At 48.5% G+C, this 25,127-nt stretch carries 28 protein-coding genes; 23 read left to right on the forward strand and 5 right to left on the reverse strand.

The genetic code is table 11. The features are described 5' to 3' along the window. Position 1: 1 nt before the first annotated feature. From NBZ79_RS01415 to NBZ79_RS01480, 15 genes are all read left to right on the forward strand, one after another. Positions 2–1,084, forward strand: coding sequence for a branched-chain amino acid ABC transporter permease (locus tag NBZ79_RS01415; protein WP_251934779.1), 1,083 nt, complete (start codon positions 2–4; stop codon positions 1,082–1,084). Then, entirely contained in the window at positions 1,020–2,516 is a 1,497-nt protein-coding gene (locus NBZ79_RS01420; protein WP_251934780.1) for an ABC transporter substrate-binding protein, read from the forward strand. Before NBZ79_RS01415 ends, NBZ79_RS01420 begins: the two co-directional genes overlap by 65 nt. 29 nt (positions 2,517–2,545) lie before the next feature. Next, positions 2,546–3,361, forward strand: a complete 816-nt coding sequence (locus NBZ79_RS01425; RefSeq protein ID WP_251934782.1) for an ABC transporter ATP-binding protein — start codon at positions 2,546–2,548, stop codon at positions 3,359–3,361. 37 nt (positions 3,362–3,398) lie between these two features. After that, the gene (locus NBZ79_RS01430; RefSeq protein ID WP_251934783.1) at positions 3,399–4,649 is read left to right on the forward strand and encodes a phenylacetate--CoA ligase family protein; all 1,251 of its coding nucleotides are present in this window, start codon (positions 3,399–3,401) and stop codon (positions 4,647–4,649) included. Positions 4,650–4,749: 100 nt separating this feature from the next. Next, complete coding sequence (ccmA, locus tag NBZ79_RS01435) at positions 4,750–5,364, forward strand: heme ABC exporter ATP-binding protein CcmA (RefSeq protein ID WP_251934785.1); 615 nt, start codon at positions 4,750–4,752, stop codon at positions 5,362–5,364. After that, positions 5,361–6,026: a heme exporter protein CcmB gene (gene ccmB / locus NBZ79_RS01440; RefSeq protein WP_256470264.1), complete on the forward strand. Its 666-nt coding sequence runs from the start codon at positions 5,361–5,363 to the stop codon at positions 6,024–6,026. Before ccmA ends, ccmB begins: the two co-directional genes overlap by 4 nt. 29 nt (positions 6,027–6,055) lie before the next feature. Then, positions 6,056–6,790 carry a heme ABC transporter permease gene (locus tag NBZ79_RS01445; RefSeq protein ID WP_251934787.1) on the forward strand — a complete coding sequence of 245 codons (735 nt, stop codon included), beginning with the start codon at positions 6,056–6,058 and terminating at the stop codon, positions 6,788–6,790. 153 nt (positions 6,791–6,943) lie between these two features. Next, a complete protein-coding gene (ccmD, locus tag NBZ79_RS19625; RefSeq protein ID WP_420854568.1) occupies positions 6,944–7,126 on the forward strand; it encodes a heme exporter protein CcmD in 183 nt (60 codons plus the stop codon). Next, the gene (ccmE, locus tag NBZ79_RS01450) at positions 7,123–7,563 is read left to right on the forward strand and encodes a cytochrome c maturation protein CcmE (protein ID WP_251934788.1); all 441 of its coding nucleotides are present in this window, start codon (positions 7,123–7,125) and stop codon (positions 7,561–7,563) included. The genes ccmD and ccmE overlap by 4 nt, the downstream gene beginning before the upstream one ends. Further along, positions 7,563–9,554, forward strand: coding sequence for a heme lyase CcmF/NrfE family subunit (locus NBZ79_RS01455; RefSeq protein ID WP_251934789.1), 1,992 nt, complete (start codon positions 7,563–7,565; stop codon positions 9,552–9,554). The genes ccmE and NBZ79_RS01455 overlap by 1 nt, the downstream gene beginning before the upstream one ends. A 10-nt stretch (positions 9,555–9,564) precedes the next feature. Beyond that, on the forward strand, positions 9,565–10,098 hold the full coding sequence (locus NBZ79_RS01460) for a DsbE family thiol:disulfide interchange protein (RefSeq protein WP_251934791.1): 534 nt from the start codon (positions 9,565–9,567) through the stop codon (positions 10,096–10,098). Next, positions 10,095–10,589 carry a cytochrome c-type biogenesis protein gene (locus NBZ79_RS01465; protein WP_251934793.1) on the forward strand — a complete coding sequence of 165 codons (495 nt, stop codon included), beginning with the start codon at positions 10,095–10,097 and terminating at the stop codon, positions 10,587–10,589. The genes NBZ79_RS01460 and NBZ79_RS01465 overlap by 4 nt, the downstream gene beginning before the upstream one ends. Further along, positions 10,586–11,959 (forward strand): c-type cytochrome biogenesis protein CcmI, encoded by a 1,374-nt coding sequence (gene ccmI, locus NBZ79_RS01470; protein WP_251934795.1) that lies wholly within the window; start codon positions 10,586–10,588, stop codon positions 11,957–11,959. The genes NBZ79_RS01465 and ccmI overlap by 4 nt, the downstream gene beginning before the upstream one ends. 94 nt (positions 11,960–12,053) lie before the next feature. Then, the gene (locus tag NBZ79_RS01475; protein ID WP_251934797.1) at positions 12,054–12,617 is read left to right on the forward strand and encodes an NUDIX hydrolase; all 564 of its coding nucleotides are present in this window, start codon (positions 12,054–12,056) and stop codon (positions 12,615–12,617) included. 23 nt (positions 12,618–12,640) lie between these two features. After that, the gene (locus NBZ79_RS01480) at positions 12,641–13,408 is read left to right on the forward strand and encodes a DUF4197 domain-containing protein (RefSeq protein WP_251934798.1); all 768 of its coding nucleotides are present in this window, start codon (positions 12,641–12,643) and stop codon (positions 13,406–13,408) included. On the opposite strand, the gene NBZ79_RS01485 is transcribed toward NBZ79_RS01480, so the two are convergent. The 5 genes from NBZ79_RS01485 to dapF are packed head-to-tail and all read right to left on the reverse strand — an operon-like array spanning position 13,405 to position 17,895. Continuing rightward, positions 13,405–14,253 (reverse strand): heme-dependent oxidative N-demethylase family protein, encoded by an 849-nt coding sequence (locus tag NBZ79_RS01485; RefSeq protein WP_251934800.1) that lies wholly within the window; start codon positions 14,251–14,253, stop codon positions 13,405–13,407. The genes NBZ79_RS01480 and NBZ79_RS01485 overlap by 4 nt on opposite strands. After that, positions 14,250–14,822, reverse strand: coding sequence for a septation protein A (locus NBZ79_RS01490; RefSeq protein WP_251934802.1), 573 nt, complete (start codon positions 14,820–14,822; stop codon positions 14,250–14,252). The genes NBZ79_RS01485 and NBZ79_RS01490 overlap by 4 nt, the downstream gene beginning before the upstream one ends. 18 nt (positions 14,823–14,840) lie before the next feature. Further along, the gene (gene ftsY, locus NBZ79_RS01495) at positions 14,841–15,782 is read right to left on the reverse strand and encodes a signal recognition particle-docking protein FtsY (RefSeq protein WP_251934804.1); all 942 of its coding nucleotides are present in this window, start codon (positions 15,780–15,782) and stop codon (positions 14,841–14,843) included. Between the two features lie 9 nt (positions 15,783–15,791). Beyond that, positions 15,792–17,057, reverse strand: a complete 1,266-nt coding sequence (mtaB, locus tag NBZ79_RS01500; RefSeq protein ID WP_251934806.1) for a tRNA (N(6)-L-threonylcarbamoyladenosine(37)-C(2))-methylthiotransferase MtaB — start codon at positions 17,055–17,057, stop codon at positions 15,792–15,794. Then, entirely contained in the window at positions 17,050–17,895 is an 846-nt protein-coding gene (gene dapF / locus NBZ79_RS01505) for a diaminopimelate epimerase (protein ID WP_251934807.1), read from the reverse strand. Before dapF ends, mtaB begins: the two co-directional genes overlap by 8 nt. Positions 17,896–18,141: 246 nt before the next feature. Between dapF and ffh the strand changes: the two genes are divergently transcribed. From ffh to leuB, 8 genes are all read left to right on the forward strand, one after another. Beyond that, a complete protein-coding gene (gene ffh / locus NBZ79_RS01510; RefSeq protein ID WP_251934808.1) occupies positions 18,142–19,503 on the forward strand; it encodes a signal recognition particle protein in 1,362 nt (453 codons plus the stop codon). A 34-nt stretch (positions 19,504–19,537) separates the two neighbouring features. After that, entirely contained in the window at positions 19,538–20,005 is a 468-nt protein-coding gene (gene rpsP / locus NBZ79_RS19595; RefSeq protein ID WP_338056126.1) for a 30S ribosomal protein S16, read from the forward strand. A gap of 11 nt (positions 20,006–20,016) precedes the next feature. After that, positions 20,017–20,571, forward strand: a complete 555-nt coding sequence (gene rimM / locus NBZ79_RS01520) for a ribosome maturation factor RimM (RefSeq protein WP_251934809.1) — start codon at positions 20,017–20,019, stop codon at positions 20,569–20,571. A gap of 65 nt (positions 20,572–20,636) precedes the next feature. Next, positions 20,637–21,341, forward strand: a complete 705-nt coding sequence (gene trmD / locus NBZ79_RS01525; protein WP_251934810.1) for a tRNA (guanosine(37)-N1)-methyltransferase TrmD — start codon at positions 20,637–20,639, stop codon at positions 21,339–21,341. Between the two features lie 16 nt (positions 21,342–21,357). Further along, complete coding sequence (gene rplS, locus NBZ79_RS01530; RefSeq protein WP_251934811.1) at positions 21,358–21,744, forward strand: 50S ribosomal protein L19; 387 nt, start codon at positions 21,358–21,360, stop codon at positions 21,742–21,744. A 163-nt stretch (positions 21,745–21,907) separates the two neighbouring features. Beyond that, positions 21,908–23,314: a 3-isopropylmalate dehydratase large subunit gene (gene leuC / locus NBZ79_RS01535; RefSeq protein WP_251934812.1), complete on the forward strand. Its 1,407-nt coding sequence runs from the start codon at positions 21,908–21,910 to the stop codon at positions 23,312–23,314. 12 nt (positions 23,315–23,326) lie between these two features. Then, the gene (gene leuD / locus NBZ79_RS01540) at positions 23,327–23,938 is read left to right on the forward strand and encodes a 3-isopropylmalate dehydratase small subunit (protein WP_256470265.1); all 612 of its coding nucleotides are present in this window, start codon (positions 23,327–23,329) and stop codon (positions 23,936–23,938) included. Between the two features lie 25 nt (positions 23,939–23,963). Next, on the forward strand, positions 23,964–25,079 hold the full coding sequence (gene leuB, locus NBZ79_RS01545; protein ID WP_251934813.1) for a 3-isopropylmalate dehydrogenase: 1,116 nt from the start codon (positions 23,964–23,966) through the stop codon (positions 25,077–25,079). Positions 25,080–25,127 lie beyond the last annotated feature (48 nt).

Consider the following 25,127-nt stretch of genomic DNA (forward strand, 5'->3'; position numbering starts at 1 on the left):
CATGTTTTATCGTGAATCCGGGCAATTCAGCTCCAGCTACAAACAAGACCAGGCAATTTTTCCCCTTCGGCAGGATCGCATTGGATTGATTTTAATCCTCTTAGTTGCCTTTTTCGGCGTGCCATTGGTTGCAAGCGATTATCTGATCTCGGCTATTTTTATACCATTTCTGATATTGGCTCTTGCAGCCTTGGGCTTGAATGTGCTGACGGGATATGCAGGTCAATTGTCGCTTGGGACGGGCGGATTTATGGCGGTCGGTGCTTTTATGGCCTATAAGTTTGCCACGGGTATGCCTGAAATGCCTATAGTTCTAGTCTTGTTGATGGGCGGCCTAATGTCAGCTGGCGTAGGTATCATGTTTGGTATACCCAGCTTGCGAATTAAGGGCTTTTATTTGGCGGTGGCCACATTGGCAGCGCAATTCTTTATCGAATGGCTTTTTATTAAAGTTGGTTGGTTCACGAATTACAGTGCGTCAGGTGTTATTACGGCACCACCACTCGCTATCGGGTTGCCATTTACAAGCCTGGAATATGTTTTTGATACATCAGCGAAAAAGTATATATTCACCCTTTGTTTTGTAGTTGTTTTGGCATTGGCTACAAAAAACCTGATTCGCAGCCATATCGGCCGCGGTTGGATGGCGATCCGCGATATGGACATAGCGGCTGAGATTATTGGTTTCAAACCATTGCAGACAAAACTGTCCGCTTTTGCCGTAAGTTCGTTTTTGTGTGGTGTTGCAGGTGCTCTCTGGGCTTTCGTACATTTGGGAACGGTTGAGCCAGAGGCTTTCGGTATTAACCGATCTTTTTCGATTTTGTTTATGATTATTATTGGCGGCCTGGGTAGTATTATGGGGGCCTTTATCGGCGCGGCTTTTATAACGTTGCTCCCGATTTTTCTGAATAATGTTCCGCCAATGCTTGGAATGAATTTGGCTGTGGATCTTGTAGTTCACATTGAGTTCATGGTGTTTGGAATCATGATTGTATTCTTTCTTATTGTTGAGCCGCATGGGCTTGCAAGACTATGGAGTATTGGTAAGGAGAAATTGCGAACCTGGCCATTTCCATATTGAACCGTTGCTTGAAATAGGTAAGAGCTTGCTTTTTATCTATTGCCTTGCGACGATATATTATCTCGGCGGCTGGAACCGCTTTTTTCGAGATTCATCTGGGAGGAAAATGATGAAATTTAAGAATATGTTTTTAAGTGTGGTTGGTGCAGCCGTATTGGCAGCCCCGTTCACAGCTCCGGCACCCGCCGCAGCAGAAGAAAGCCTGTATCTGCCTAGCCTAGTGTATCGTACAGGACCATTCGCGCCGGGTGGTGTCCCGTTCGCTGATGGGTTTGCGGACTATTGGGCCATGATCAACGAGCGTGATGGCGGCGTCGGCGGCGCAAAAGTCATCACAGATGAATGTGAATTTGGCTACAATACTGACCGTGGTGTTGAATGTTACGAGCGGACTAAAAACAACAATAAGGGCGCTTTGGTTTATCATCCGTTGAGCACAGGTGTGACATATGCGCTGGCGGATCGTGTTGTTTCAGACAAGATCAATATTGTTTCCATGGGCTATGGTCGCTCAGACGCTGGTGATGGCGCTGCATTTCCATATATCTTCCCAATGTCCACAAACTATTGGGGACAGGCGACAGCAATCTTGAAGTATATGGGTACGATGTCTGGCGGCACAATTGAAGATCTTAAGGGTAAAAAAGTTGCCCTTGTTTATCTTGATATAGCCTACGGTAAAGAACCTATTCCGCTTTTTGAAGCAGCAGCCAAGAAATTTGGTTTCGAAATCCAATTGTATCCAGTATCTTTTCCTGGTATCGAGCAAAAAGCCACATGGCTGCAAATTCGTCGGAATCGTCCAGACTTCATTACCATGTGGGGTTGGGGTGTAATGAACCAGACGGCTATCAAGGAAGCCTCCAATATTAACTTTCCCAGCGATCATTTTATTGGTAACTGGTGGTCAGGCGCGGAAGTTGATACCGTTCCTGCAGGTGCAGCAGCAAAGGGCTACAAAAGTGCAGCCTTCTCTGGCTCCGGCAAAGATTTCCCTGTCATTCAGGATATCGAGAAATATGTCTATGCCAAAGGTAATGGCGCAGGTGCGGATCAAGTAGGTACTGTGCTTTATAACCGTGCAGTTGCCTCTCAAGTATTGGTTCACGAAGGCATTTTGCTGGCACAAAAGAAATTCGGTGTTGCATCCATCACAGCCGAACAGCTTCGCTGGGGCTTGGAAAATATCGATATGACACCTGAGCGTGCGAAAGCACTTGGTGCACAAGGTATTGTTCCAAACATTACAGTCACTTGTGAAAACCATGTAGGCGTTGGCGGTGGTGTTAAAATTCAACAGTGGGATGGTTCCAATTGGTCAATGATCACAGATTGGATTCAGCCAATTGATGAAATGGTGCAACCTGCGATTAAAGCCTCTGCGGACAAGTATCTGCAGGAAAAAGGTCTTACACGCGCGACTTGTAAATAAGACCGACTAAGAAAGAGTGAGCTGAACTTATGAGTACTTCTAAAGAACCGCTTTTGACGGTCAATAATATCGAGGTCATTTATGACCATGTTATCTTGGTTTTAAAAGGCGTTTCTTTGGAGGTGCAAGAGGGCGCTATCGTCTCTGTTCTCGGCGCTAATGGTGCTGGTAAGACAACCACTCTCAAAGCCATTTCGAACCTCCTCCGCTCCGAGCGTGGGGAGGTTACGAAAGGCAACATCGAATATAATGGAACTGATATTACCGAAAAGTCGCCATCAGAACTGGTGACTGAAGGGGTTATTCAGGTCATGGAAGGACGGCATTGTTTCGAGCATTTGACCGTAGAGGAAAACCTTCTAACCGGCGCTTACACAAGAAAAGGTGGCCGCGCTGCCATCAATAAGGAACTTGAAAAAGTTTATCATTATTTTCCCCGTCTTAAAGAACGCCGGACATCATTAGCTGGATATATTTCCGGCGGTGAACAGCAGATGGTCGCCGTTGGCCGCGCTCTAATGGCGGAACCAAATCTGATTCTTCTCGATGAGCCATCAATGGGTCTGGCACCGCAATTGGTTGAGGAAATATTCGAAATCGTCAAGCGATTGAATGAAGAAACCGGGGTAAGCTTTTTGGTTGCTGAACAAAATGCAACCATTGCGTTGAAATATGCCCATTACGGTTACATCCTCGAAAATGGCAGAGTTGTCATGGACGGAAATGCGTCCGACTTGGCCAGCAATGAAGATGTGAAGGAATTTTATCTAGGCCTGGGCGGAGATGGCCGGAAAAGTTTTCGGGATGTAAAACATTATCGCCGCCGCAAACGCTGGCTGGCATAACTTTTTATTCTAAATCCAACTATCCGACAGGTGCCGCATGACTGCCGCAGACACGTATTACGATTCCCTAGAAACCCGTGATGAAGATCAGCGCAATCAGGAGCAGTTTCACGCTCTTGCGGATCAAATCTCACATGCAAAATCGAATTCTACATATTTTGCAGAGATACTAGATGGTGTTGACGCGAATTCGATCAACGATTTTAAAGCTTTGTCAGCCCTACCGGTTACAAGAAAGTCAGATTTGATAGCCCAGCAAAAAAAATCCCCTCCCTTTGGTGGATTGAATGCTGAGCCAGTAGATAAACTTGCGAATATTTTCATGTCCCCGGGCCCGATTTATGAACCAGGCCAGGAAGTGAAGGATTATTTTCGCATGGGCCGTGCTATGTGGGCCGCAGGCTTTCGTCCCGGAGATTTAGTGCATAACACTTTTTCTTATCACATGACGCCTGCCGGAATGATGATGGAAAGTGGTGCGCGAGCAGTTGGCTGCCCCGTATTTCCTGCGGGAGTTGGAAATACGGAAATGCAGCTTCAAGCTATCAGTGAATTGCGGCCTAAGGCCTATGTTGGAACTCCCTCATTTCTTCGGATTTTGCTTGAAAAAGGGCAGGAGGCAGATCTTGATATGTCCTCCATTACGCAAGCAAGCGTTGGCGGTGAAGCTTTACCGCCTTCCCTTCGGTCAACATTAATTGATTTAGGAATGCAATCCGTCGTCCAATCTTATGGAACGGCGGATGTCGGCTTAATCGCCTATGAGAGCGATGCCATGGAAGGCATGATTATCGACGAAGGTGTGATAGTGGAAATTGTGCGCCCAGGGACCGGTGATCCTGTTGCCCCCGGCGAAGTGGGAGAGGTTCTGGTTACCTGCTTTAACAAAACCTATCCTCTCATCAGATTTGCAACTGGTGATATGTCCGCGATACTGGAAGGTCAAAGCCCATGTGGCCGAACTAACGCCCGAATTAAAGGCTGGATGGGACGGGCGGATCAACGGGCGAAAGTTAAAGGTATGTTTGTTGACCCTTCCCAGGTTGCTGCGGTTCATAAACGCCATGATGAAATTCAAAAGGTAAGACTTGTCGTGAGCAGTGACAATAACGTGGATGCCATGACGTTAAAATGTGAGATGCGTACCGTGGCGAATGACCAGCTCAAGGCCGCCATTGAAGAATCCATACAAAATCTCTGCAAAGTAAGAGGATCTGTGGAATTTGTAGCTGCCGGAAGCCTGGCGAATGACGGCATGGTCATTGACGACGTTCGAACTTACGAATAACACCTTTATTGACGCTGCGACGCTATGAATTGCGCTATCAGTAGCAATCCTGTAGTCATGGCAGAGGATTTCTATTGATTTGGAATGAAGCTGTTACTTTATGAGCTTAAGCGTTGAAAAATTAACCTGTGTCCGTTCGGATCATCTTGTTTTTGAAGATGTCTCCTTTGATGTACCGGCAGGAGAGGCACTTTGGATCCGGGGACAGAACGGTGCCGGGAAATCTTCACTTTTACGAATTTGTGCGACTTTGTTAAAGCCCGTCCAAGGGGACTTGAAATGGCAGGGTAAAAGTTGTTTTGATGATCCGGAAAGATATCTTAATCAGCTCCTGTATGTTGGTCATCAAGATGCGTTGAAATCGGCGCTGACGGTGGCAGAAAACTTGAATTTCTGGGCAGAGTATCTCGGCGAAGGAACTATTGACCATGCGCTTTCCGAATTTGAACTTGGTCCTTTACGGGAAACACCGACCGGATTTTTGTCAGCTGGTCAAAAAAAGCGGGTAAATCTGGCCCGGCTGCTTATTGTTAAAGCACCGCTTTGGATTTTGGACGAACCCTTTAGCTCACTAGACCAAACTTACGTAGAACTGATGAAGAATCACATGGACCGTCACTTAGAAGAGGGCGGGACAATTCTTTACTCAACACATCAACCTCTTAGTCTGAGCGTATCCTCTACACTTGATCTGGATGCGATGGTGAGCCAATGAGAAGGTTCCATTCCATTCTTCGGAGAGATTTGAAACTGAGCTATCGACAGGGTAGCGCCATTTCTCTAAGCCTTAGTTTTTTTGTTATTGTTATCCTTTTGTTTCCGCTAGGTGTCGGTCCGGAACTGAATATTTTATCCAGGATTTCTGCTGGTGTAGTATGGGTCGGCGCGCTCCTTGCTTGCCTGTTGACACTGGATCGTATTTTTCAAGCGGATTACGAGGATGGTTCTCTTGACTTGCTAGTTTTGGGCTCTTTGCCTTTAGAAATGCTGATCCTCGGGAAAGTCTGCGCGCACTGGATATCCTCCGTTCTACCTCTTATTGTCATATCGCCCATATTGGCTTTGTCCCTGAACATGAATCCCGCAGGGATCTGGGTGATGATGTTGGCGTTACTTATCGGAACGCCGACTTTGAGCTTAATAGGAGCAATTGGTGCTGCATTGACTGTTGGAATGCGCCGCGGCGGCGTATTATTGTCGCTTTTGGTTTTACCTCTATATATACCTGTACTGATTTTTGGTGTTGCTGCCGTTGAGGCGGCAATTGCTGTATTACCGGTTTCCTCGCATCTAATGCTATTATCCGGTATTTCATTAGGCGCGTTAGTAGTTGGGCCGGTGGCCGCAGCTGCGGCTTTGCGACTAACATTTGACTAAGGACAACCAGAGAAATACTGGCGGATAAAATGGCGATTGATTTACATAAATATGCCAACCCTCGACGGTTCTTGAAGATTATCTCGGCGATCTATCCATGGTCTGTTGCGGTGACGGTTATCCTGCTGGTCGCTGGACTATATCTCGGGTTATTCGTTGCTCCACCTGACTATCAACAAGGCGAAACCGTTCGGATAATGTTTGTACATGTGCCGGCTGCCTGGATGGCATTGTCGATTTACACGATGATGGCGGTATCTTCGGCAGTCGGGCTGATCTGGAAACATCCCGTCGCTGATTTATCCGCCAAAGCGGCCGCTCCGATTGGGGCTAGCTTCACCTTTCTAGCACTTGTGACAGGATCCCTGTGGGGGCAACCGATGTGGGGAACTTACTGGGTATGGGACGCCCGATTAACAAGCATGCTTGTTCTATTATTTTTGTATCTTGGCTATATGGCTATTTGGGAAAGTTTTGAGGATCCAAATAAAGCTGCGAAAGCTGCGACTATCCTCATTTTAGTAGGCGCCATAAATGTTCCCATCATTAAATTTTCAGTGGACTGGTGGAATACGTTGCATCAACCAGCAAGCGTCGCAACTCTGCAAGGTCCTAAGATACATAGCTCAATTCTGATGCCTTTGTTAATTATGGGCTCAGCCTATACATCTTTCTTCGTGATGGTCTGGATAATCCGGGTGAAAGCGGAAATATTGGGGCGTCGGCTGAGAATTTTGCAAATGAATGCCCTGCGGGATAAGTAGCGGAATACCGGTCATCGCGGCATTGTGACGCATAAATGTTGTTGTTGCGTGTATTTTAGATCGATAAGCGATATATGATGGATTGATCAGATCAAGCGAAGATTACAGTGATATTTGATGGAACCGATGGATAAAATCGACACATTTTTTAATATGGGTGGGTACGCTGTTTTTATATGGCCATCATTTGCCATTTCCGCGATCTGCCTTTTTTCCCTGTATATCTGGAGCCAATCGAAACTCAAATCTGTTGAGAAAAAACTAAATGCGGCTGAACAACAACATCCGAATCGGCGGCGTGCTACATCAACTCCTTCATCGAAGGGTACCGTATGACACGTAAAAAACAACGATTGTACTTTGTCATTGCGGGAATGAGCATCCTCGCAATTGCGGCGGCATTGGTGTTGACCTCTTTTGAAGACAGCCTCGTGTTTTTTCATAGCCCGTCTGATCTTGCTGAAAAACCTGTTCCTCCAGGAAGAACCTTTCGTTTGGGTGGGTTGGTCGAAGAGGGAAGCGTCATCAAGCAGGGGGTAATTGTTCAATTTCGTGTCACTGACATGGCTGAGGCAGTGCCGGTCACCTTCGAAGGGTTGCTGCCTGATTTATTTCGCGAAGGTCAGGGGGTTGTCACGGAAGGCCAGTTGAATGAGGACGGCGTGTTTGTTGCCTCCAATGTTCTGGCTAAACATGATGAAAATTATATGCCGCCTGAAGTGGCTGAAAGCCTAAAAAAATCCGGACATTGGCAGCCTGAAGGAAACAAATAATGGTTGCTGAGCTTGGCCAATTTGTCCTGGTGCTGGCACTGATAACGGCTATTTGTCAGGGTGTTTTGCCGCTTGTTGGAGCTCATTATCAGAACATGGCGCTGATGAAGCTTGCTGATAATGCGTCTTTTGTTCAGTTTGCTGCTTTGACGGGTGCCTTTATTTGTCTGACGATAGGGTATGTGACCAGTGATTTTTCAATTCTAAACGTCGCCAGTAATTCGCATTCCCTCAAACCGTTGCTCTATAAAATCAGCGGTGTGTGGGGTAATCATGAAGGATCACTTCTTCTCTGGGTTTGGATATTAGCGCTGTTTGGTTTTGCCGTGGCTCTGTTTGGCCGCAATCTTCCGGACAGTTTGAAGGCACGGGTTCTAGCCATTCAGGGATTGATTGGTGTCGGATTTCTTCTTTTCGTGTTGTTTACATCAAACCCGTTTGAACGTCTAAGCCCGGCGCCCTTTGATGGGAACGGGCTCAATCCTCTACTGCAGGACCCGGGTCTCGCCTTTCATCCGCCATTTCTGTATCTGGGTTACGTTGGTCTTTCCGTTACCTTTTCATTCGCAATAGCCGCATTAATTGAAGGCAAAGTCGACCCGGCCTGGGCGCGGTGGGTCCGCCCCTGGACGTTAGCAGCATGGGCTTTTCTAACTATTGGTATTGCGCTTGGTTCCTGGTGGGCATATTACGAATTGGGATGGGGAGGTTGGTGGTTCTGGGACCCTGTTGAAAATGCGTCCTTTATGCCGTGGCTGGCCGCGACCGCGCTTTTGCATTCCGCCATTGTTGTTGAAAAACGCGATACTCTGAAGAACTGGACAATTTTGCTGGCCATTATTGCGTTTAGCCTGAGTTTACTTGGAACTTTCCTGGTTCGATCCGGTGTATTGAATTCCGTTCATGCGTTCGCGTCGGATCCGGCGCGGGGTGTATTTATATTGATGTTCCTGATATTTGTCATCGGCGGTTCCCTGGTCCTTTATGCCGTGCGGGCGCCGGCGATGAAAGGTGGCGGATTATTTGCCCCCATAAGTCGGGAAGGTGCATTGGTTCTGAATAATCTATTGTTATCCACCGCGGCTGCGACAGTCTTACTCGGAACACTTTACCCCATTTTTCTGGATGCGTTTACCGGAGAGAAGGTTTCTGTTGGGCCGCCCTATTTCAACGCGACCTTTTTACCACTCGCCGTACCGTTGGTAATTGCCATGGCGTTTGGCCCATTCCTTCCCTGGAAAAGAGCAGATCTTGGAAGTGCTTTGTCGCGATTGAAATTTGCCTTGTTCGCGGCATTAATTGTCCTCGGCCTGACCTGGTGGCTACAAACAGATGGACCTCTATTGGCCATGGTCGGTATGGGCCTTTTTGCCTGGTTATTAATCGGTTCTCTTATTGAATGGACGGATCGTATTAAGCTGTTTCGCGCACCACTCAGTTCCAGTTGGCGGCGTATGGTGAATTTACCGCGCAGCGCCCATGGTATGACAGTTGCCCATATCGGCGTGGCGCTGGTCGTCCTCGGTATCACAGCTTCTGAGGCGTGGCAGTCCGAAAGACTTGGCATCATGAAGCCCGGAGAAACAGTCATTGTCGGGGGATATGATTTCAGGTTTGAGGGTGCAGAACAGATTACAGGACCTAATTATAATGCACTTCGTGGCACGTTTACCGCCTCTAGCGGTAGTGGTGCAGGATATCAGATGTTTCCGGAGCAGCGGGTTTATACGGATCCGCCGATGATGACGACGGAAGCTGCAATCCGCCCGATGCTGACCGCAGATTTATATGTTGTTATCGGGGATGAAGACGGGACTGGCGGATACGCGACCCGCATTTATCACAAACCGTTTATTTCCTGGATCTGGCTTGGGTGTTTGACCATGTTTTTTGGCGGCTTTCTGAGTTTGAGCGATCGACGTTTGCGACTGGGTGCGCCGAAAAAGAGACAGTTAGAAATCAAGGGCGAAAAAGCGCCCAATCAAATATAAGGGTCAACCAATGCGGTTTCGATTTTTGGCACCGGTGTTAACATTTTCGGCCATCGCCGTGATTATGTGGTACGCCCTTTTCAATCTGGATCCCTCGGAAATACCCTCTGAATTGGTGAGTAAACCGGTTCCAGAATTTTCGCTGTCCGGAGTTCCGGGATATGGCCCTGATCTATCATCCACTGACCTTAAAACCGGCAAAATTACGCTTCTCAATGTTTTCGCCTCATGGTGCGTGGCTTGTCTGGCAGAGCATCCACTTTTCATGGAATTGAAGAAGCAGGGAAATGTCGAAATTTATGGGCTAAACTATAAAGATAAACCCGATGCGGCCGCCAGCTGGCTTAAACGCAATGGTAATCCTTATGTCCGGACAGGAATGGATGAGAAGGGGCGGGTTGGAATAGATTTTGGTGTGTATGGAGTACCAGAAACCTTTGTCATTGGTCCGGAGGGAAAAATATTGGATAAGATTATCGGGCCTGTTACCCAGGATATCTACGAACAGCGGATTGCACCACTTCTTCAGGGGAATAATTCTTGAGGGCGATATTTCGATCAGGTTTGGTAGCGACTATATTCGCAGTTCTGGTTATCGCGAGCGCCGGCGCAGTTTTTGTGGAAAAGAGACTGGACGATCCTGCGCAGGAAACCCGAGCTCGTGAAATTTCTGAAGGTATCCGCTGTCTCGTCTGTCAAAATCAATCGATTCTGGACAGCAATGCGGATTTGGCACGCGACCTGCGCCAGATTATCCGGGAACGTATTGTCGCCGGAGATTCGGATGCGGAGGTCAAGACCTTTCTTGTTGTTCGATATGGAGATTGGGTATTGCTAGATCCACCCTTTAAACTCCGTACAGCCATCTTATGGCTGGGGCCGTTGGCATTTTTCCTCCTCGGTGGAACCGCAGTCATCATGTTTCTTCGGGGCCGTGGTAGTGCCGGGGATGTCGAAACACTCCCGTTGACTGCTGAAGAAGAAGCCAGTTTCAAACAAATTTCGCCTGATGACAAGGATGAGTTGCCGAAATGATCTGGTTCGTGGTGGGCGTTATATTGGCCGTCTCTGTCGGTATTCTTATCTGGCCTTTTACAAAAAAAGGGTTGGTGTCCGTTTCGAGAACAGATGGCGGTCTGCAGGTTTATGAACAACAATTGAATGAACTGCGCCGGGATGTGGATCAAGGAATAATGGGTACCGAGGAAGCAGAGTCCCTTGCTATTGAAATCAAACGCCGGATGCTGCGCGTCGATCAACATAAAGATCCCAAAAATGCGGGTGGTTCACAAACCAATCGATTGATAATGATTGGTTTGGTGCTGTGCGTCCCATTGGCCAGCCTGTTTATTTATTTTGATCTTGGATCTCCCGACAATCCCTCTCAACCGTTGGCGTCGCGGGATATTGAGGCGGAAAAAGCGGCGTTCGCCGGTGACAATATTGATCAATTGATTGAAACGCTCATCGATCGGCTTAAGTCGCAACCGGACAATCTTGATGGATGGATATTGCTCGCAAGAAGCCTGTCGCGTTCAGAACGTTATAAAGAAGCGGCAGAAACATTTTTACAAGCGACAGCTCTTGCGCCGAACGACCCTGATTTATATGTCGGGGCAGGTGAGAATTTTTACTTTCACGCAGAGGGCGTAGTAGATGCCGATGCGGAAAATGCCTTTCTGAAAGCACGTGATCTTGATGCCAGTCACCCCGGCGCACGCTATTATTTGGCCGTTTTACAGGCACAGCGGGGAAATGTGAAGGAGGCCCTTGATAGTTGGATTGATCTATTCAAGCAGAGCCCGGCGGACGCGCCTTTTATGACAATCTTGGAACGCCGGATCAGAGATGCCGCCGGGAAAACCGGTATGGAAATTGGAACTCTCTTTGACAGTAAATCCGATTTGATGACCACTGGACCGTCAGAGGAGGATATTGCAGCCGCTGCAGATATGTCCGCTGACGATCGGCAGGCGATGATTACATCTATGGTCGATCGATTGTCGACAAGAATGGCGGAGGCACCAGACTATGACGGTTTGATGCGTTTGGGTCAGGTTTATGCAACTTTAAAGGAGTTTGATAAATCCGCAGATGCGTATGGAAGAGCGTCAGCCCTGGTGAAAGATGATGTTGCAGCAATGGCGGCAGAAGCCTTCGCTCTCATCCAGGCTTCAGATAGTTCAGCCAATATTCCCAGCCGTTCCATTGCACTTTACCGCAAAGTTCTGACCCTTGATTCTGAGCAGCCCCAGGCTTTGTGGTATGTTGGTGTGGCAGAAGCTCAAGCAGGCCGTGACGAAGAGGCCTTGAGGCTATGGACGAAATTGCAGAAACTGGCTGCTGAAGATAGTCAACTGTATCAAGCTGTTACAAAATCTATCGGCGATCTCGTTGATAAATGAACAATAATTTCTTATGCAAATTCTTGGCAAGAAGAGTGGAATACCGTAGCCTTCTTGCTCCTAAATAAAAAAAAGCGGCGAAAGAACGGTAGACGTGGCGTCACTAGATCCAAATGATTATGCCTTTAAGCGTAAAATTCCCGAAGGGGATAGCATGGAACGCCATGTCTGTTCCGATTGCGGTTGGGTTCATTATGAAAACCCAAAAATTGTTGTGGGATCTGTTGTTACCTTCGAAGACAAGTTTTTGCTGTGCAAGCGTGCTATCCATCCGCGAAAAGGATTTTGGACGTTACCTGCAGGGTATATGGAGCAAAATGAAACGACAGCAGAAGGAGCAATACGGGAGGCGTATGAAGAGGCTCTGGCGAACATTCGTATCCGTGACATGCTGGCCTTGTATAATGTTCCGCATATCAGCCAAGTTCAGGTTATGTATCGGGCAACGCTTGATAAGCCGGAATTTTCTGCTGGAGAAGAATCTCTGGATGTTCAGCTCTTTAGCTGGTCTGAAATCCCCTGGGAAAATTTGGCTTTTCCTACCGTTTACTGGGCCCTACATCAATATGAGGAAATAAAAGATCAGGAAAGCTTTGTTCCCTTTACGAATGCGGAAGGGGATATGCTGAAAAAATCGTTCGAGATGCTAAAGCGTTAACCGAGTATGGATGGGGCAGGAAAATGCGGAATTTGATCGTAAAAGGTATTGTAGCCGGTATTGTTGGCATTGGCTTTAGTTTGTCTGTCGAGGCTGCAGGCCTGTTTGACAAAGTGCAAAAATCCATAACCGATACAACAAATTCTGTCACAGGCGGATCGTCTTCATCGTCTTCAACGGTTGGTAACCTGGACGTTGATCAGATAACAGAGGGCTTGAAAGAGGCCTTACGGGTTGGAACAGATACCGTTGTCGGCCAGGTTGGTGCGAATGACGGGTATAATGGGGACCCAAGCATTCATATTCCACTGCCGGAGGAAATGCAGCAAGCGCAAGCGTTACTGAAGAAATTTGGCCTTTCCGACATGGCGGATGACGTGGAGGAGCGGCTGAACCGGGGCGCAGAAGCCGCGGCACCAAAAACCAAAGAAATATTCTACACAGCGATCACGGAAATGACCCTTGAAGATGCGCAAGGGATTTATAATGGGCCAGATGACGCGGCGACACAGTATTTTCGAAAAGTCACTACGGCTGATTTAAAGGAAACGGTGCGCCCGATCATGGAGCAATCACTAAAAGACGTGGGAGCAATTTCTGCTTATGAAAGTTTAACAGCAGAGTATAATGATTACCCTCTGGTACCGGATTTAAAAGGTGATCTGACAGATCATGCGACGGATCAGGCATTGGAAGGTCTATTCCATTATCTTGCAATTGAAGAGGCGGCCATTCGAAATGATCCGGTGAAACGCACCACCGAAATTTTAACAACCGTATTTGGAAACTAGTTCGAAGCGGCTTTCAAAAATGCCATTAATGGCGCATCGAAACGGTTGATAGATTTATATTTTTTTATGGAATTGGGCATTGTCTGTAAGCTTCGAAGCAGCTTCGTCGCCCGACTTTTCTCGCTCGTGACTTCAGCCAGGGTATTCGTAAAAATTCGTATGGTGAACAAGATGTCCTTGCCATTGGACAGGCGCTGTAGAGTTTGCCGTTCCACTCTGAAAAACACCTTGTGACCGATGTTATCAGCATCTATCTGCTTGTTGGGGTGGTGGGTGTCGCGACGCCATGCAGGTTGAAACAAATCAGCGCAATCGTATAAACCCCAATTGAAACGCTCAACCTTTTTCCCTCCCTTCAGGTTTTGAAAAAAACGATCAATGGGATTACCGATCCGCTCATTGAGGTCAGGAACAGGATCATGGATGGCCATAAGCGGTTTTCCGGCCTTTTCCTGTAAATTCCAGCCCGTCGGAAAACAGACGCAGGCGGCCGACAGGATAAACTTGTTGTTGATTTCTTGCATCAAGACGAGATCTTCCTGAACATGCCGAGCTGCAATGACAATTGGTACTTCATCTGCATTGGGAGGCATGGGAACATCTGTATTAGGGTAATTTGTCTGAAGCTCGTCGCGCACAAGCTCAAGAATCTCCTGCTGTGCTGTCAGTGACCCCGGGCGTGCCGCCACGACTTGATCATAATATTTTGTAAGGATCCGATCTTTTTCTTCCAAATCTGTGCGGTGGTTCTGATCCTCATGTAACCAGGACCGGTTCTTCAGGGCGCGTAGCCCCATGGTAAACCGAAAATCATTCCCATCCAGAGGAAAATAGGAAAGGCTCATTCGTCAGTTTCTGCGGTTTTTTCGACAGTATGTTTGGTGATAAAGGGGACTTGCGCCATGAAAAACACGAAGGTTAGCGCCGGTGACGCAAAAACCTTAACATTGACCCAGATATCTGTGGAGAAATTGCGCCAGACAATTTCATTTAGAACGGCCATTAGCAAAAAGAAGACTGCCAGTCGGACTGTCAGCTTTTTCCAGCCAATATCGTCCAGGTTCCAGAAATTATCAAACAGGATCTTGATGAAGGATTTCCCGAAGAGGAGGCCAGTAAACAATATTGCGGAAAACATCGTGTTGACGATTGTCGGCTTCATCTTGATGAAAGTTTCGTCTTCCAAATACAGGGTCAATCCGCCAAATATCATAACCACAACTGCAGTGACCAATGGCATGGCCGGGAGCGTTTTGGTATAATAGTAGGAGATCGCAAGGGAGATCAGTGTGGTTACCATAATGGCACCGGTTGCCACATATAGATCCCCGAAATAATAGGCCGCGAAGAAAATCAGCAGAGGTCCAAATTCAGTTGCCGGTTTCAGGCCAGTGGGCATTCTACGGGTTGCCATAATCGCAGATCAATCCTTCTAATTATTATTGGTACCGGAAAGCGCCCGGGCAAAATCGCTTGCTTCAAATGGCTGCAGGTTTTCCACGCCTTCACCAACACCGATTGCATGGACGGGCAGACCAAATTTATCCGCTATGGCGACCAGCACGCCACCGCGCGCCGTACCGTCGAGCTTCGTCATTACCAGCCCTGTGACTTCACAAACCTTGCCAAAGATTTCTGTCTGGTTCAGGGCATTTTGTCCAGTTGTCGCATCCAGTACCAGGAGGCAGGAATGAGGGGCGTCGGCATCGAGTTTTTGAATAACCCGAATAACTTTCTCAAGTTCCGCCATCAGATCACTTTTATTCTGTAATCTCCCCGCCGTATCGATAAGGAGCAAGTCGGCGTTATCAGCTTTTGCTTTTTCAATCGCCGAATAGGCAAGACCGGCGGCATCACCACCGACTTTCGTTGTAACAACGTCGCATCCGGTCCGCTCTCCCCAGATTTGAAGCTGTTCAATTGCGGCTGCGCGAAAGGTATCTCCTGCGGCGAGCACCACTTTTTTACCGGTTTGGCGGAATTGATGGGCAAGCTTGCCGATCGTTGTCGTTTTACCGGATCCATTTACACCAACAACCAGCACCACATGCGGCTTTCGGTCTTCCATAAGGATAAATGGTTGCGCAACAGGCGCAAGTATAGCTGTTACTTCGTCGGCCAGGGCCTGGCGAATTTCATCGGGCTCGATTTCCTTGTCATACCGGGTCTTGGCAATATTGGTTGTAATGCGAGCCGCTGTGGATACGCCGAGATCCGAAGTAATGAGCAGCTCTTCCAGCTCTTCCAGAACATCATCATCCAGCTTGCGTTTGGTGAAGATATCCGTAATACCGGTGGAGATTGCACTGGAAGACCGTTTCAGGCCATCTTGTAAACGGCGAAACCAGCCTTTTTTTTCTTCTTTATCACTCATATTAAATATTCAACTAACTGCGCTGGCGGAAAGCTTCTTGCCGTCCGTTTTATTGATGGTGACGTTGATGATATCTCCGGGGTGAGCCTTGAAATCGAAGACAACAGGGGCATAATGGGTTGTACGACCGGTCTCTTCATTTTCAACAAGAACAGCTTGCTCAGACCCAACTAGTGTTTCCAGAAAAGAGGCCAAATTTTTATCGCCTGCAGCCCGAAGATCTGCGGCGCGGTCTTTTCGGAGATTTCCCGGAACCTGCGGCATTTTTGCAGCTGGTGTGCCCGGGCGAGCGGAATAAGGAAACACATGCATATATGCGATGTCGCAGTCTCTGATCAGGTTAAGGCTATTGGCTGCCATTTCTTCAGTTTCCGTGGGAAATCCAGCGATAATATCGGCACCAAAAACCACATTGGGGCGCAGACGCCGGGCTTTTTCAACAAATTCATATACATCTGCGCGGAGATGACGCCGTTTCATCCGTTTTAGAACCATATCGTCGCCCGCTTGCAAACTGATATGCAAATGCGGCATTAGGCGAGGCTCATGTTCGATAAGGCGCCACAAATCATCATCCACCTCCACGGGATCAAGAGACGATAAACGCAGGCGCTGAATCTCGGGAACTGCGGCAAGTAATCGGCGGCACATCTGACCCAAAGTGGGTGCGCCGGGTAAATCCTCTCCGTATGCGGTAATATCAACACCGGTCAGGACAAATTCTTTATAACCGTTTTTTGAAAGCGTTCTGGCCTGATCCACGATTGCACCGAGCGGAACCGATCGGCTATTCCCACGGCCAAAAGGAATGATGCAGAACGTACAGCGATGATTACATCCATTTTGAATTTGAAGAAAGGCCCGCGCACGACCTTCAAAGCCTTCGATCAAATGCCCAGCGGTTTCTTCTGCTGACATGATGTCGTTTACCTGAACGCGCTCCGTCTTTTCCAGGCCAAAAGCCGCGGGTTCCAGTTTCTCTAGATTTCCGAGGATGCGATCCACCTCAGGCATTTCAGAAAATTGCTCGGGATTAGTTTGGGCGGCACAACCGGTGACAACAATTTGTGAATTCGGGTGGTCACGGCGCGCTTTACGAATAGCCTGGCGCGCCTGACGCTCCGCTTCATTGGTAACCGCACATGTGTTCACAATCACGGCGTCCGACAGCCCGCTTGCAATGGCGTGCCCGCGCATAACCTCTGATTCATAGGTATTCAACCGGCAGCCGAAAGTGATTAGTTCAGGCGACTTGAGAGGCTTATTCTCACCCATTAGCAGGCCCCCGCAGGAGAGTTGGATCCAGATATCCACGAAAGGCTGTGGCAATGGCGCCACCCATGAAGACATTTCCTGATTCGCCAATCCGCATATCAAGCGGACCGCCATTCAGATGTAGGCGCGCAGACGGGCCGCTCAAACCCCGGATATTCGCAGCGACAATTGTCGCGCATGCTGCTGAACCACAGGCGAGCGTAATTCCAACGCCGCGCTCCCATACGCGAAGCCGAAAATCACCATTTGGCATTTTACTGGCGACACTGATATTTGCCCGTTCAGGGAAAATCCGGTCATTTTCGAGGATTGGCCCCCATTTTTCCAAATTGATTTGCTCAGCATCATCCACGAAAAATACGGCATGGGGGTTGCCCATATTTACGGCGACCGGATCGTTAAGCGGGCCTGCCACAAGATCAACATGTGCGGTATCCTGAGCATTTGATAGCGGGATTTGCTGCCAGTCGAGTGCGGGCTTTCCCATATCAACAACAATGACACCAGAACTGTCCTTTGTACCCGCGAGGAGGCCGGCAAGGGTTTCAACGACCACCGCCTCTTTGGACATTTCGTCCATCAGCATATTAACGACGCAGCGGGTAGCATTGCCGCAAGCTTCGGATTCAGAGCCATCCGCATTATATATCCGCATAAAGACATCCGCTTGAGCCGTTGTCGGCTCCAAAACGATGAGCTGATCATACCCGACACCACGGTGCCGGTCCGCGATAGCCTGCAAGGCTGCCACAGATAAATCCGGCTTGCTGTCACGACCGTCAACAATAACAAAATCGTTGCCAAGACCGTGCATCTTTATGAAAGGTATTTGTTCCATACTCCGCGATATAGGCGTTTGTGCGCGCGCGGTCTAGTATTTCCTCATACAAGTAACTACATAATTCTTGACTTATTCGGGATGCTATGGCTAATTCCGGGCACTCAAGACAATCGAGTCGCAACATAAAGTACCCATATTGGTATCCGTCAGCCCGCGAGTTTCGCGCCCTGGCGTTTTTTTCGTTGTTGAAATCCGGTGTTTTGAAAATGTATTTGATGTGAGCTTGGACGGGTTTGTAACCATATGTTCGAAAATTTAACAGGCAGACTAGGCGATGTTCTTGGCAATCTGACCAAGCGCGGTGCCCTCAGTGAAGCAGATGTCTCGGAAGCGATGCGCGAAGTTCGCGTGGCTCTTCTTGAAGCAGATGTAGCGCTGCCTGTTGTTAAAGGCTTCATTAAACGCGTTAAATCCCGGGCGATTGGCACGGAAGTGCTGAAGTCTGTAAATCCCGCGCAGATGGTTATCAAGGTTGTTCACGACCAGCTGATCGAAATGCTGGGATCAGAACAGCAGGAACTCAATCTCGTCGCGGTGCCACCGGTTGTCTATATGATGGTCGGCCTGCAAGGGTCTGGTAAAACGACCTCGACGGCGAAGATTGCCAAATGGCTGACGGAAAAACATGACAAAAAGGTCATGATGGCGTCACTCGATGTACAACGACCCGCCGCGCAGGAGCAGCTTCGGGTTCTGGGTGAGCAAACCCAAATTGCAACTTTGCCAATTGTCGCCGGGCAGATGCCGGTGGAAATTGCGAATCGTGCTTTGCAGTCCGCAAAATTACAGGGCATTGATGTAATCCTGCTTGATACGGCCGGCCGGTTGCATGTGGACGAGCAGTTGATGGCCGAGATGGAAGCTGTCCATAAAAATTCAGCGCCGACAGAAACATTGCTGGTGGTTGATAGTCTGACAGGCCAGGATGCGGTTAATGTCGCCGAACAATTTAAGGCTCGCGTTGATGTAACCGGTATCGTCATGACCCGGATAGACGGCGATGGACGCGGTGGTGCCGCCCTTTCCATGCGCGAAGTGACCGGCTGCCCCATTAAGCTATTGGGTACGGGCGAAAAGCTGGATGCCCTCGAAGCATTCCATCCGGATCGTATCGCAAATCGTATTCTCGGCATGGGAGATATTGTCTCTCTTGTTGAAAAGGCGGCGGAGACTATTGAGCAGGACGAAGCTGAGAAACTTGCCCTTAAAATGCAAAAGGGTATTTTTGACCTGGATGATCTTGCCAGCCAGCTTCGGCAAATGCGTAAAATGGGCGGCATGAGCGGCCTGGTTGGCATGTTGCCCGGTATGGGTAAAATGAAGAAACAGCTGGATGGTGCAAATCTTGACGATAAGCTCCTGATCCGTCAGGAAGCGATGATCCAGTCTATGACGCCGAAAGAACGACGTAATCCACAAATTATTGCTGCGTCCCGTAAGAAAAGAATTGCTGCGGGTTCCGGTATGAGTGTTCAGGATGTCAATCGTTTGCTGAAACAACATAAGCAGATGTCAGGCATGATGAAGAAAGTGAAGAAACTTGGCAAAAAAGGTATTGCACGCGGAGGCATGCAAGGACTTTTACCGCCGGGAATGAAATTTTAATCGAAAATGAGTTTGTTTAAGGAAAGAAACTAATATGGCTTTGAAAATTCGCCTAACACGCCAGGGTGCTAAGAAACGCCCTTTTTACCGTGTCGTAGTTGCTGAAGCCAGCAGCCCAAGAGACGGACGGTATATTGAGATTCTAGGTACATACAATCCTATGTTGCCGAAAGAAGATGGAAATCGCGTCAATCTGAATGTTGAGCGTATCCAGCATTGGGTTGGCCATGGCGCGCAGCCAAGTGACCGGGTCGCCGGGTTCATGGCTGCTGTGGGTATTGGTGAAAAACCTGTCCGTAACAATCCTGAGAAAGCGAAGCCGAAAGCGAAGGCACAAGAACGCTTACGTGAATTGGAAGAAGCTAAGCAGGCTGCTGCAGACGCAGCTGCGGAAGCGAAAGCAGCAGAAGCCGAAGCGAAAGCAGCACCGGCCGAAGAAGCACCAGTTGAAGAAGCTGCTGCAGAAGAGGCGGCTGCTCCTGAAGAAAAAGCTGAAGCTTAAGGCAACTGAAAATGCCGCAGGAAGACAGATTGCTCCTAGGTGTAATCGTCGGAGCTAAGGGAATAAAAGGTGAGGTAAGGGTCAAATCCTTTACTGAACGACCCGAAGATATAGCGGCATATGGCAGCTTGAAAGATGCGACGGGCCAGACGACCTACAAGTTGAAGGTTATTGGTCTTAGCAAAGGTTTGCCGGTTGTTCGGATAAAGGGTATATCAGATCGCAATCAAGCCGAGGCCCTGAAAGGTACGGAGCTATATATATCGCGAAGTGAATTGCCAGAGATAAGTGACGAAGATGAATTTTACTATGCAGACCTGGTCGGTATGCAGGCTATCTTTAAAGACGGTAAAAGTTTCGGTATAATTGCCCGCGTTCATGATTTCGGGGCCGGAGATATGCTGGAAATCACACCGAAAGGGAAAGCTGATAGTTCATCGGTGCTGGTACCGTTCACGATGGAAATGGTACCGGAAGTTAATATGGCGGCGGGACAGGTTGTTCTGGAATTAAGTGATGATTTTTTTGATGTGCCAAAAGATTCACAAATTCAGGAACAGAAATAGCGCCACTTTAAAGGAGAAATGATGTAAGCGCCGGTGGCGCAGCAGAGGAGTGAAAAACCGATAAGATGACGATTTGGACTGCCCATATTCTCAGTCTGTATCCGGAAATGTTCCCGGGACCATTGGGAGCAAGCCTGGCAGGAAAAGGGCTAAGTGAAAATGCCTGGAATCTGAACGTCACCAATATCCGGGATTTTGCCTCTGGAAAGCATCGGAATGTTGACGATAGCCCTTTCGGTGGTGGTGCGGGGATGGTCATGCGGCCAGATGTTCTTGGCGCTGCCATTGATGCCACGGTAGAGGCGTCGAAAGGTATTGAACGACTGATATATTTCAGTCCTCGCGGGCGGACCCTGGATCAGGCGTTTGTTCGGGAATTGGCTGAAGAGCCGGGCGCTGTCATGATTTGCGGCCGGTTTGAAGGAATAGATCAGCGGGTTTTGGAAGCCCGCGAGGTGGAAGAAGTAAGTCTTGGCGATTTCATTATGTCAGGCGGTGAGATAGCGGCGCTGGCATTATTGGATGCTGTGGTGCGTTTGCTACCAGGCGTAACTGGCAACAGTTTGTCGCTGGAAGAGGAGAGTTTTTCGGACGGGTTATTGGAATATCCCCATTACACCCGTCCACCGGTTTGGGAAGACCGGGCGGTGCCGGAAATTTTGCTTTCCGGGCATCACGAGAAAATAAAGGAGTGGCGGCAACGCCAGTCTGAAGAGCTAACGAAACAACGTCGACGTGACCTGTGGGATCTTCGACAGAGTAAATTTTGATAAAAGGGTGAAAGCTATGAATACAGTTCAAAAGCTAGAGCAAGAACATATTGATAAACTAACGTCAGAACGTCCGGTTCCTGAATTTCGGTCAGGTGACACGGTACGGGTCCATGTGAAAGTTGTTGAAGGCACGCGTGAGCGGATTCAGGCCTTTGAAGGTGTTTGTATTGCCCGCAAAGGCGGCGGTATCAACTCAAACTTCACAGTTCGTAAAATTTCCTACGGTGAAGGCGTGGAACGTATTTTCCCGCTTTATTCGCCTCGGATCGACAAGATTGAAGTCGTTCGTCAAGGTGTCGTTCGGCGCGCCAAGCTTTACTACCTCCGCGAACTGCGTGGTAAGAAGGCTCGTATTCGCGAACGCCGTGATGACCGGTATACTAAATCTGATAAAGAGTAGGTCACTGAATAACGTCAATATGTGACGCGACGTAAGTCGTCGAAACCATAGCGTTATCTGGCTGCCGGTATTTTCGCTTCTCGATGAAGAGGAACGAAAAACCGGCAAGATCGGAATAAAACGATCAGATACACAAACGAAGAAATGCTGAAAGAGGAATGTGATGGGAACGCCAAGAACCCTGTATGACAAAATTTGGGATAGTCATATCGTCGATCAATTGGAGGGAGAAGCCTATATTCTCTACATTGATCGGCATCTGGTGCATGAAGTCACAAGTCCGCAAGCGTTTGAAGGATTAAGAACATCCGGCCGCAAGGTCAGACGGCCGAATTCCACATTTGCTGTTGCCGACCACAATGTTCCGACTAAAGATCTGGATAAAGGCATTACGGATCCGGAAAGCAAGCTACAGATTGATACCTTGGAAGCCAACACGGCCGAGTTTGAAATTCCCTATTTCTCTATGACGGATGATCGTCGCGGGATTGTACATATCATTGGGCCTGAGCAGGGGTTGACTTTGCCCGGCATGACAATTGTTTGTGGCGACTCCCATACATCTACTCATGGTGCGTTTGGTGCCCTTGCACATGGCATTGGGACATCCGAAGTCGAGCATGTTCTCGCCACCCAGACACTGGTTCAGGAAAAAGCCAAAAACATGCGGGTTTTGGTTGAAGGGGATATTCCGGTTGGTGTAACAGCCAAAGATCTTGCCTTGGCCATTATCGGTCAAATAGGGACTGCCGGCGGTACCGGTCATGTGATTGAGTATGCGGGCGAAGCTGTTCGCGCTTTGTCCATGGAAGGCCGGATGACCCTTTGCAACATGACCATTGAAGCGGGCGCACGTGCGGGCCTTATCGCGCCGGATGAAACGACGTTCAAATATGTTCAAGGGCGCCCCTATGCACCAAAAGCAGGCGCGTATGAGCAGGCGGTTGCCTACTGGAAATCGCTTCAAACCGATGACGGAGCTCATTTCGATACAGAAATTATTCTCAAAGCAGATGATTTGGTACCTTATGTGACCTGGGGTACCAGCCCTGAAGATGCATTGCCTATTACAGGCAATGTTCCGGGTCCGGCGGATTTTGAGGACGAGGGTAAACAGATTGCAGCGGAGCGAGCTCTTCATTACATGGGCCTTACGGCTGGTATGAAACTGACCGATATAGAGGTCGACCATGTTTTCGTTGGCTCTTGCACCAATGGCAGGATAGAAGATTTGCGGGCAGTGGCAGATGTTGTCAAAGGACGTCAGGTTAAAGACAGCGTTAATGCCATCATTGTTCCGGGATCAGGGTTGGTCAAAATTCAAGCTGAAGAAGAAGGCCTTGATGTTATTTTTGAAGAAGCCGGATTTGAATGGCGCCAACCGGGTTGTTCCATGTGTCTGGCGATGAATGCGGATCGGCTTGATGAGGGCGATCGGTGTGCGTCGACATCCAACCGAAATTTTGAAGGCCGTCAGGGCCGCGGTGGACGGACACATCTAGTTAGCCCGGCCATGGCAGCTGCGGCAGCCATCACCGGCCGATTAACTGATATTCGCGATTTGACGTAAAGGGGTAGGGATATGGATAAATTTGATAAACTAACCGCTGTTGCGGCACCAATGCCCCTGGTCAATATTGACACGGACATGATTATTCCAAAGCAGTATCTGAAAACAATTCAGCGCGCTGGCCTTGGCAAGAATTTGTTTGCTGAAATGCGATATGATAACGATGGCAATGAAAATGAGGATTTTGTACTGAACAAGCCGGCTTATCGGAATGCGCAGATCCTGGTTGCCGGCGACAATTTCGGATGTGGCTCCAGCCGTGAACATGCGCCATGGTCTTTAAAAGATTTTGGAATTCGGTGTGTTATTTCCACGAGTTTTGCTGATATTTTTCATAATAACTGTTTTCGCAATGGTATTTTGCCGATCGAAGTCACCCACGAGCAGTTGGAAAAGCTCATGGATGACGCTGAGCGCGGGGCAAATGCCACACTTTCTGTAGATCTGGTTGCGCAGGAAATTCATGGTCCGGATGGCGGTGTCATTAAATTCGATATAGATCATTTCAATAAACATTGTCTTTTGGAAGGGCTCGATGAGATCGGTTTGACCATGAAGAAAGAAGACAAAGTGACGGATTTCGAAGAAACCCGTAAAATTGACCAACCCTGGTTGCACCTTTAGTCCTGTTATTTGAGAGTAAACTGCTATGACATCGAACAAGTCTCTATTGATACTGCCAGGTGATGGCATCGGGCCTGAAGCTATGGCCGAAGTGCGCCGTATTGTTGGCTGGATGGAAGAAAACCGTGCTGTCGCCTTCGATGTGGACGAAGACCTGGTTGGTGGGGCTTCCATTGATGAGCATGGCATTCCGATTACCGATGCGGTTGTGGAAAAAGCGCAGAATGTTGACGCCGTACTGCTTGGCGCCGTCGGCGGACCGAAATGGGATGATTTGGATTTCTCCATCAAGCCTGAGAGGGGCCTGTTGCGTCTTCGCAAGGATTTACAGCTCTTTGCCAATTTACGGCCGGCAGTTTGTTTCGATGCGCTCGTCGACGCCTCCAGCCTCAAGCCGGAGCTTGTCAGCGGCTTGGACATTATGATTGTTCGTGAATTGACCGGAGGTGTGTATTTCGGGGAGCCCCGTGGTATCGAAGATTTGGGTAATGGCGTTCGTCGTGGGATTAACACGCAAGTTTATACGACACCTGAAATTCATCGTGTTGCACGTGTTGCCTTCGAGCTGGCGAAGAAACGTGGCAATAGGGTTTGTTCCAGTGAAAAAGCGAATGTCATGGAATCCGGTGTTCTATGGCGCGAGGAAGTCACCCATATTCAGCAAACAGAATTTCCGGATGTTGAGTTGAGCCATATGTATGCAGATAATGCCGCCATGCAGTTGGTGCGGGCACCGAAACAGTTCGATGTTATCGTAACGGACAATTTGTTTGGTGACATTTTATCCGATTGCGCGGCGATGCTAACCGGATCATTGGGAATGCTTCCCTCAGCGTCCTTGGGGGATGTGGATGAAACCGGCCGGAGGAAAGCTCTTTACGAACCCGTTCATGGCTCTGCACCAGATATTTCTGGCCAGAATTTGGCTAACCCAATCGCAACTATTTTATCTTACGCTATGGCACTGCGTTATAGCTTTGATATGGGGGATGAAGCTGACCTTGTTGAAGGCGCCGTTGAAAAAGTGCTTGCAAGTGGCGTTCGGACTGGCGATATCATGGCAACAGGCATGACGCAGGTATCGACGACTGAGATGGGTGACGCCATTTTAAAAGAACTGAATAAAGCCAACGCGCAATAGCCAGTTAATATTAGTTTGAAGTATACCCCGGGAATGGAAAATCCGGGA

Origin of the sequence: Sneathiella marina (assembly GCF_023746535.1) — a bacterium.
Taxonomy (GTDB): domain Bacteria; phylum Pseudomonadota; class Alphaproteobacteria; order Sneathiellales; family Sneathiellaceae; genus Sneathiella; species Sneathiella marina.

Excerpts from the sequence above, each read along its gene's own strand:
- NBZ79_RS01415 (WP_251934779.1), top strand. The coding sequence starts at position 2 with ATGTTTTATCGTGAATCCGGGCAATTCAGCTCCAGCTACAAACAAGAC.
- NBZ79_RS01420 (WP_251934780.1), top strand. The coding sequence starts at position 1,020 with ATGGGCTTGCAAGACTATGGAGTATTGGTAAGGAGAAATTGCGAACCT.
- NBZ79_RS01425 (WP_251934782.1), top strand. The coding sequence starts at position 2,546 with ATGAGTACTTCTAAAGAACCGCTTTTGACGGTCAATAATATCGAGGTC.
- NBZ79_RS01430 (WP_251934783.1), top strand. The coding sequence starts at position 3,399 with ATGACTGCCGCAGACACGTATTACGATTCCCTAGAAACCCGTGATGAA.
- ccmA (WP_251934785.1), top strand. The coding sequence starts at position 4,750 with ATGAGCTTAAGCGTTGAAAAATTAACCTGTGTCCGTTCGGATCATCTT.
- ccmB (WP_256470264.1), top strand. The coding sequence starts at position 5,361 with ATGAGAAGGTTCCATTCCATTCTTCGGAGAGATTTGAAACTGAGCTAT.
- NBZ79_RS01445 (WP_251934787.1), top strand. The coding sequence starts at position 6,056 with ATGGCGATTGATTTACATAAATATGCCAACCCTCGACGGTTCTTGAAG.
- ccmD (WP_420854568.1), top strand. The coding sequence starts at position 6,944 with ATGGGTGGGTACGCTGTTTTTATATGGCCATCATTTGCCATTTCCGCG.
- ccmE (WP_251934788.1), top strand. The coding sequence starts at position 7,123 with ATGACACGTAAAAAACAACGATTGTACTTTGTCATTGCGGGAATGAGC.
- NBZ79_RS01455 (WP_251934789.1), top strand. The coding sequence starts at position 7,563 with ATGGTTGCTGAGCTTGGCCAATTTGTCCTGGTGCTGGCACTGATAACG.
- NBZ79_RS01460 (WP_251934791.1), top strand. The coding sequence starts at position 9,565 with ATGCGGTTTCGATTTTTGGCACCGGTGTTAACATTTTCGGCCATCGCC.
- ccmI (WP_251934795.1), top strand. The coding sequence starts at position 10,586 with ATGATCTGGTTCGTGGTGGGCGTTATATTGGCCGTCTCTGTCGGTATT.
- NBZ79_RS01480 (WP_251934798.1), top strand. The coding sequence starts at position 12,641 with ATGCGGAATTTGATCGTAAAAGGTATTGTAGCCGGTATTGTTGGCATT.
- NBZ79_RS01485 (WP_251934800.1), bottom strand. The coding sequence starts at position 14,253 with ATGAGCCTTTCCTATTTTCCTCTGGATGGGAATGATTTTCGGTTTACC.
- NBZ79_RS01490 (WP_251934802.1), bottom strand. The coding sequence starts at position 14,822 with ATGGCAACCCGTAGAATGCCCACTGGCCTGAAACCGGCAACTGAATTT.
- ftsY (WP_251934804.1), bottom strand. The coding sequence starts at position 15,782 with ATGAGTGATAAAGAAGAAAAAAAAGGCTGGTTTCGCCGTTTACAAGAT.
- mtaB (WP_251934806.1), bottom strand. The coding sequence starts at position 17,057 with ATGGGTGAGAATAAGCCTCTCAAGTCGCCTGAACTAATCACTTTCGGC.
- dapF (WP_251934807.1), bottom strand. The coding sequence starts at position 17,895 with ATGGAACAAATACCTTTCATAAAGATGCACGGTCTTGGCAACGATTTT.
- ffh (WP_251934808.1), top strand. The coding sequence starts at position 18,142 with ATGTTCGAAAATTTAACAGGCAGACTAGGCGATGTTCTTGGCAATCTG.
- rpsP (WP_338056126.1), top strand. The coding sequence starts at position 19,538 with ATGGCTTTGAAAATTCGCCTAACACGCCAGGGTGCTAAGAAACGCCCT.
- rimM (WP_251934809.1), top strand. The coding sequence starts at position 20,017 with ATGCCGCAGGAAGACAGATTGCTCCTAGGTGTAATCGTCGGAGCTAAG.
- trmD (WP_251934810.1), top strand. The coding sequence starts at position 20,637 with ATGACGATTTGGACTGCCCATATTCTCAGTCTGTATCCGGAAATGTTC.
- rplS (WP_251934811.1), top strand. The coding sequence starts at position 21,358 with ATGAATACAGTTCAAAAGCTAGAGCAAGAACATATTGATAAACTAACG.
- leuC (WP_251934812.1), top strand. The coding sequence starts at position 21,908 with ATGGGAACGCCAAGAACCCTGTATGACAAAATTTGGGATAGTCATATC.
- leuD (WP_256470265.1), top strand. The coding sequence starts at position 23,327 with ATGGATAAATTTGATAAACTAACCGCTGTTGCGGCACCAATGCCCCTG.
- leuB (WP_251934813.1), top strand. The coding sequence starts at position 23,964 with ATGACATCGAACAAGTCTCTATTGATACTGCCAGGTGATGGCATCGGG.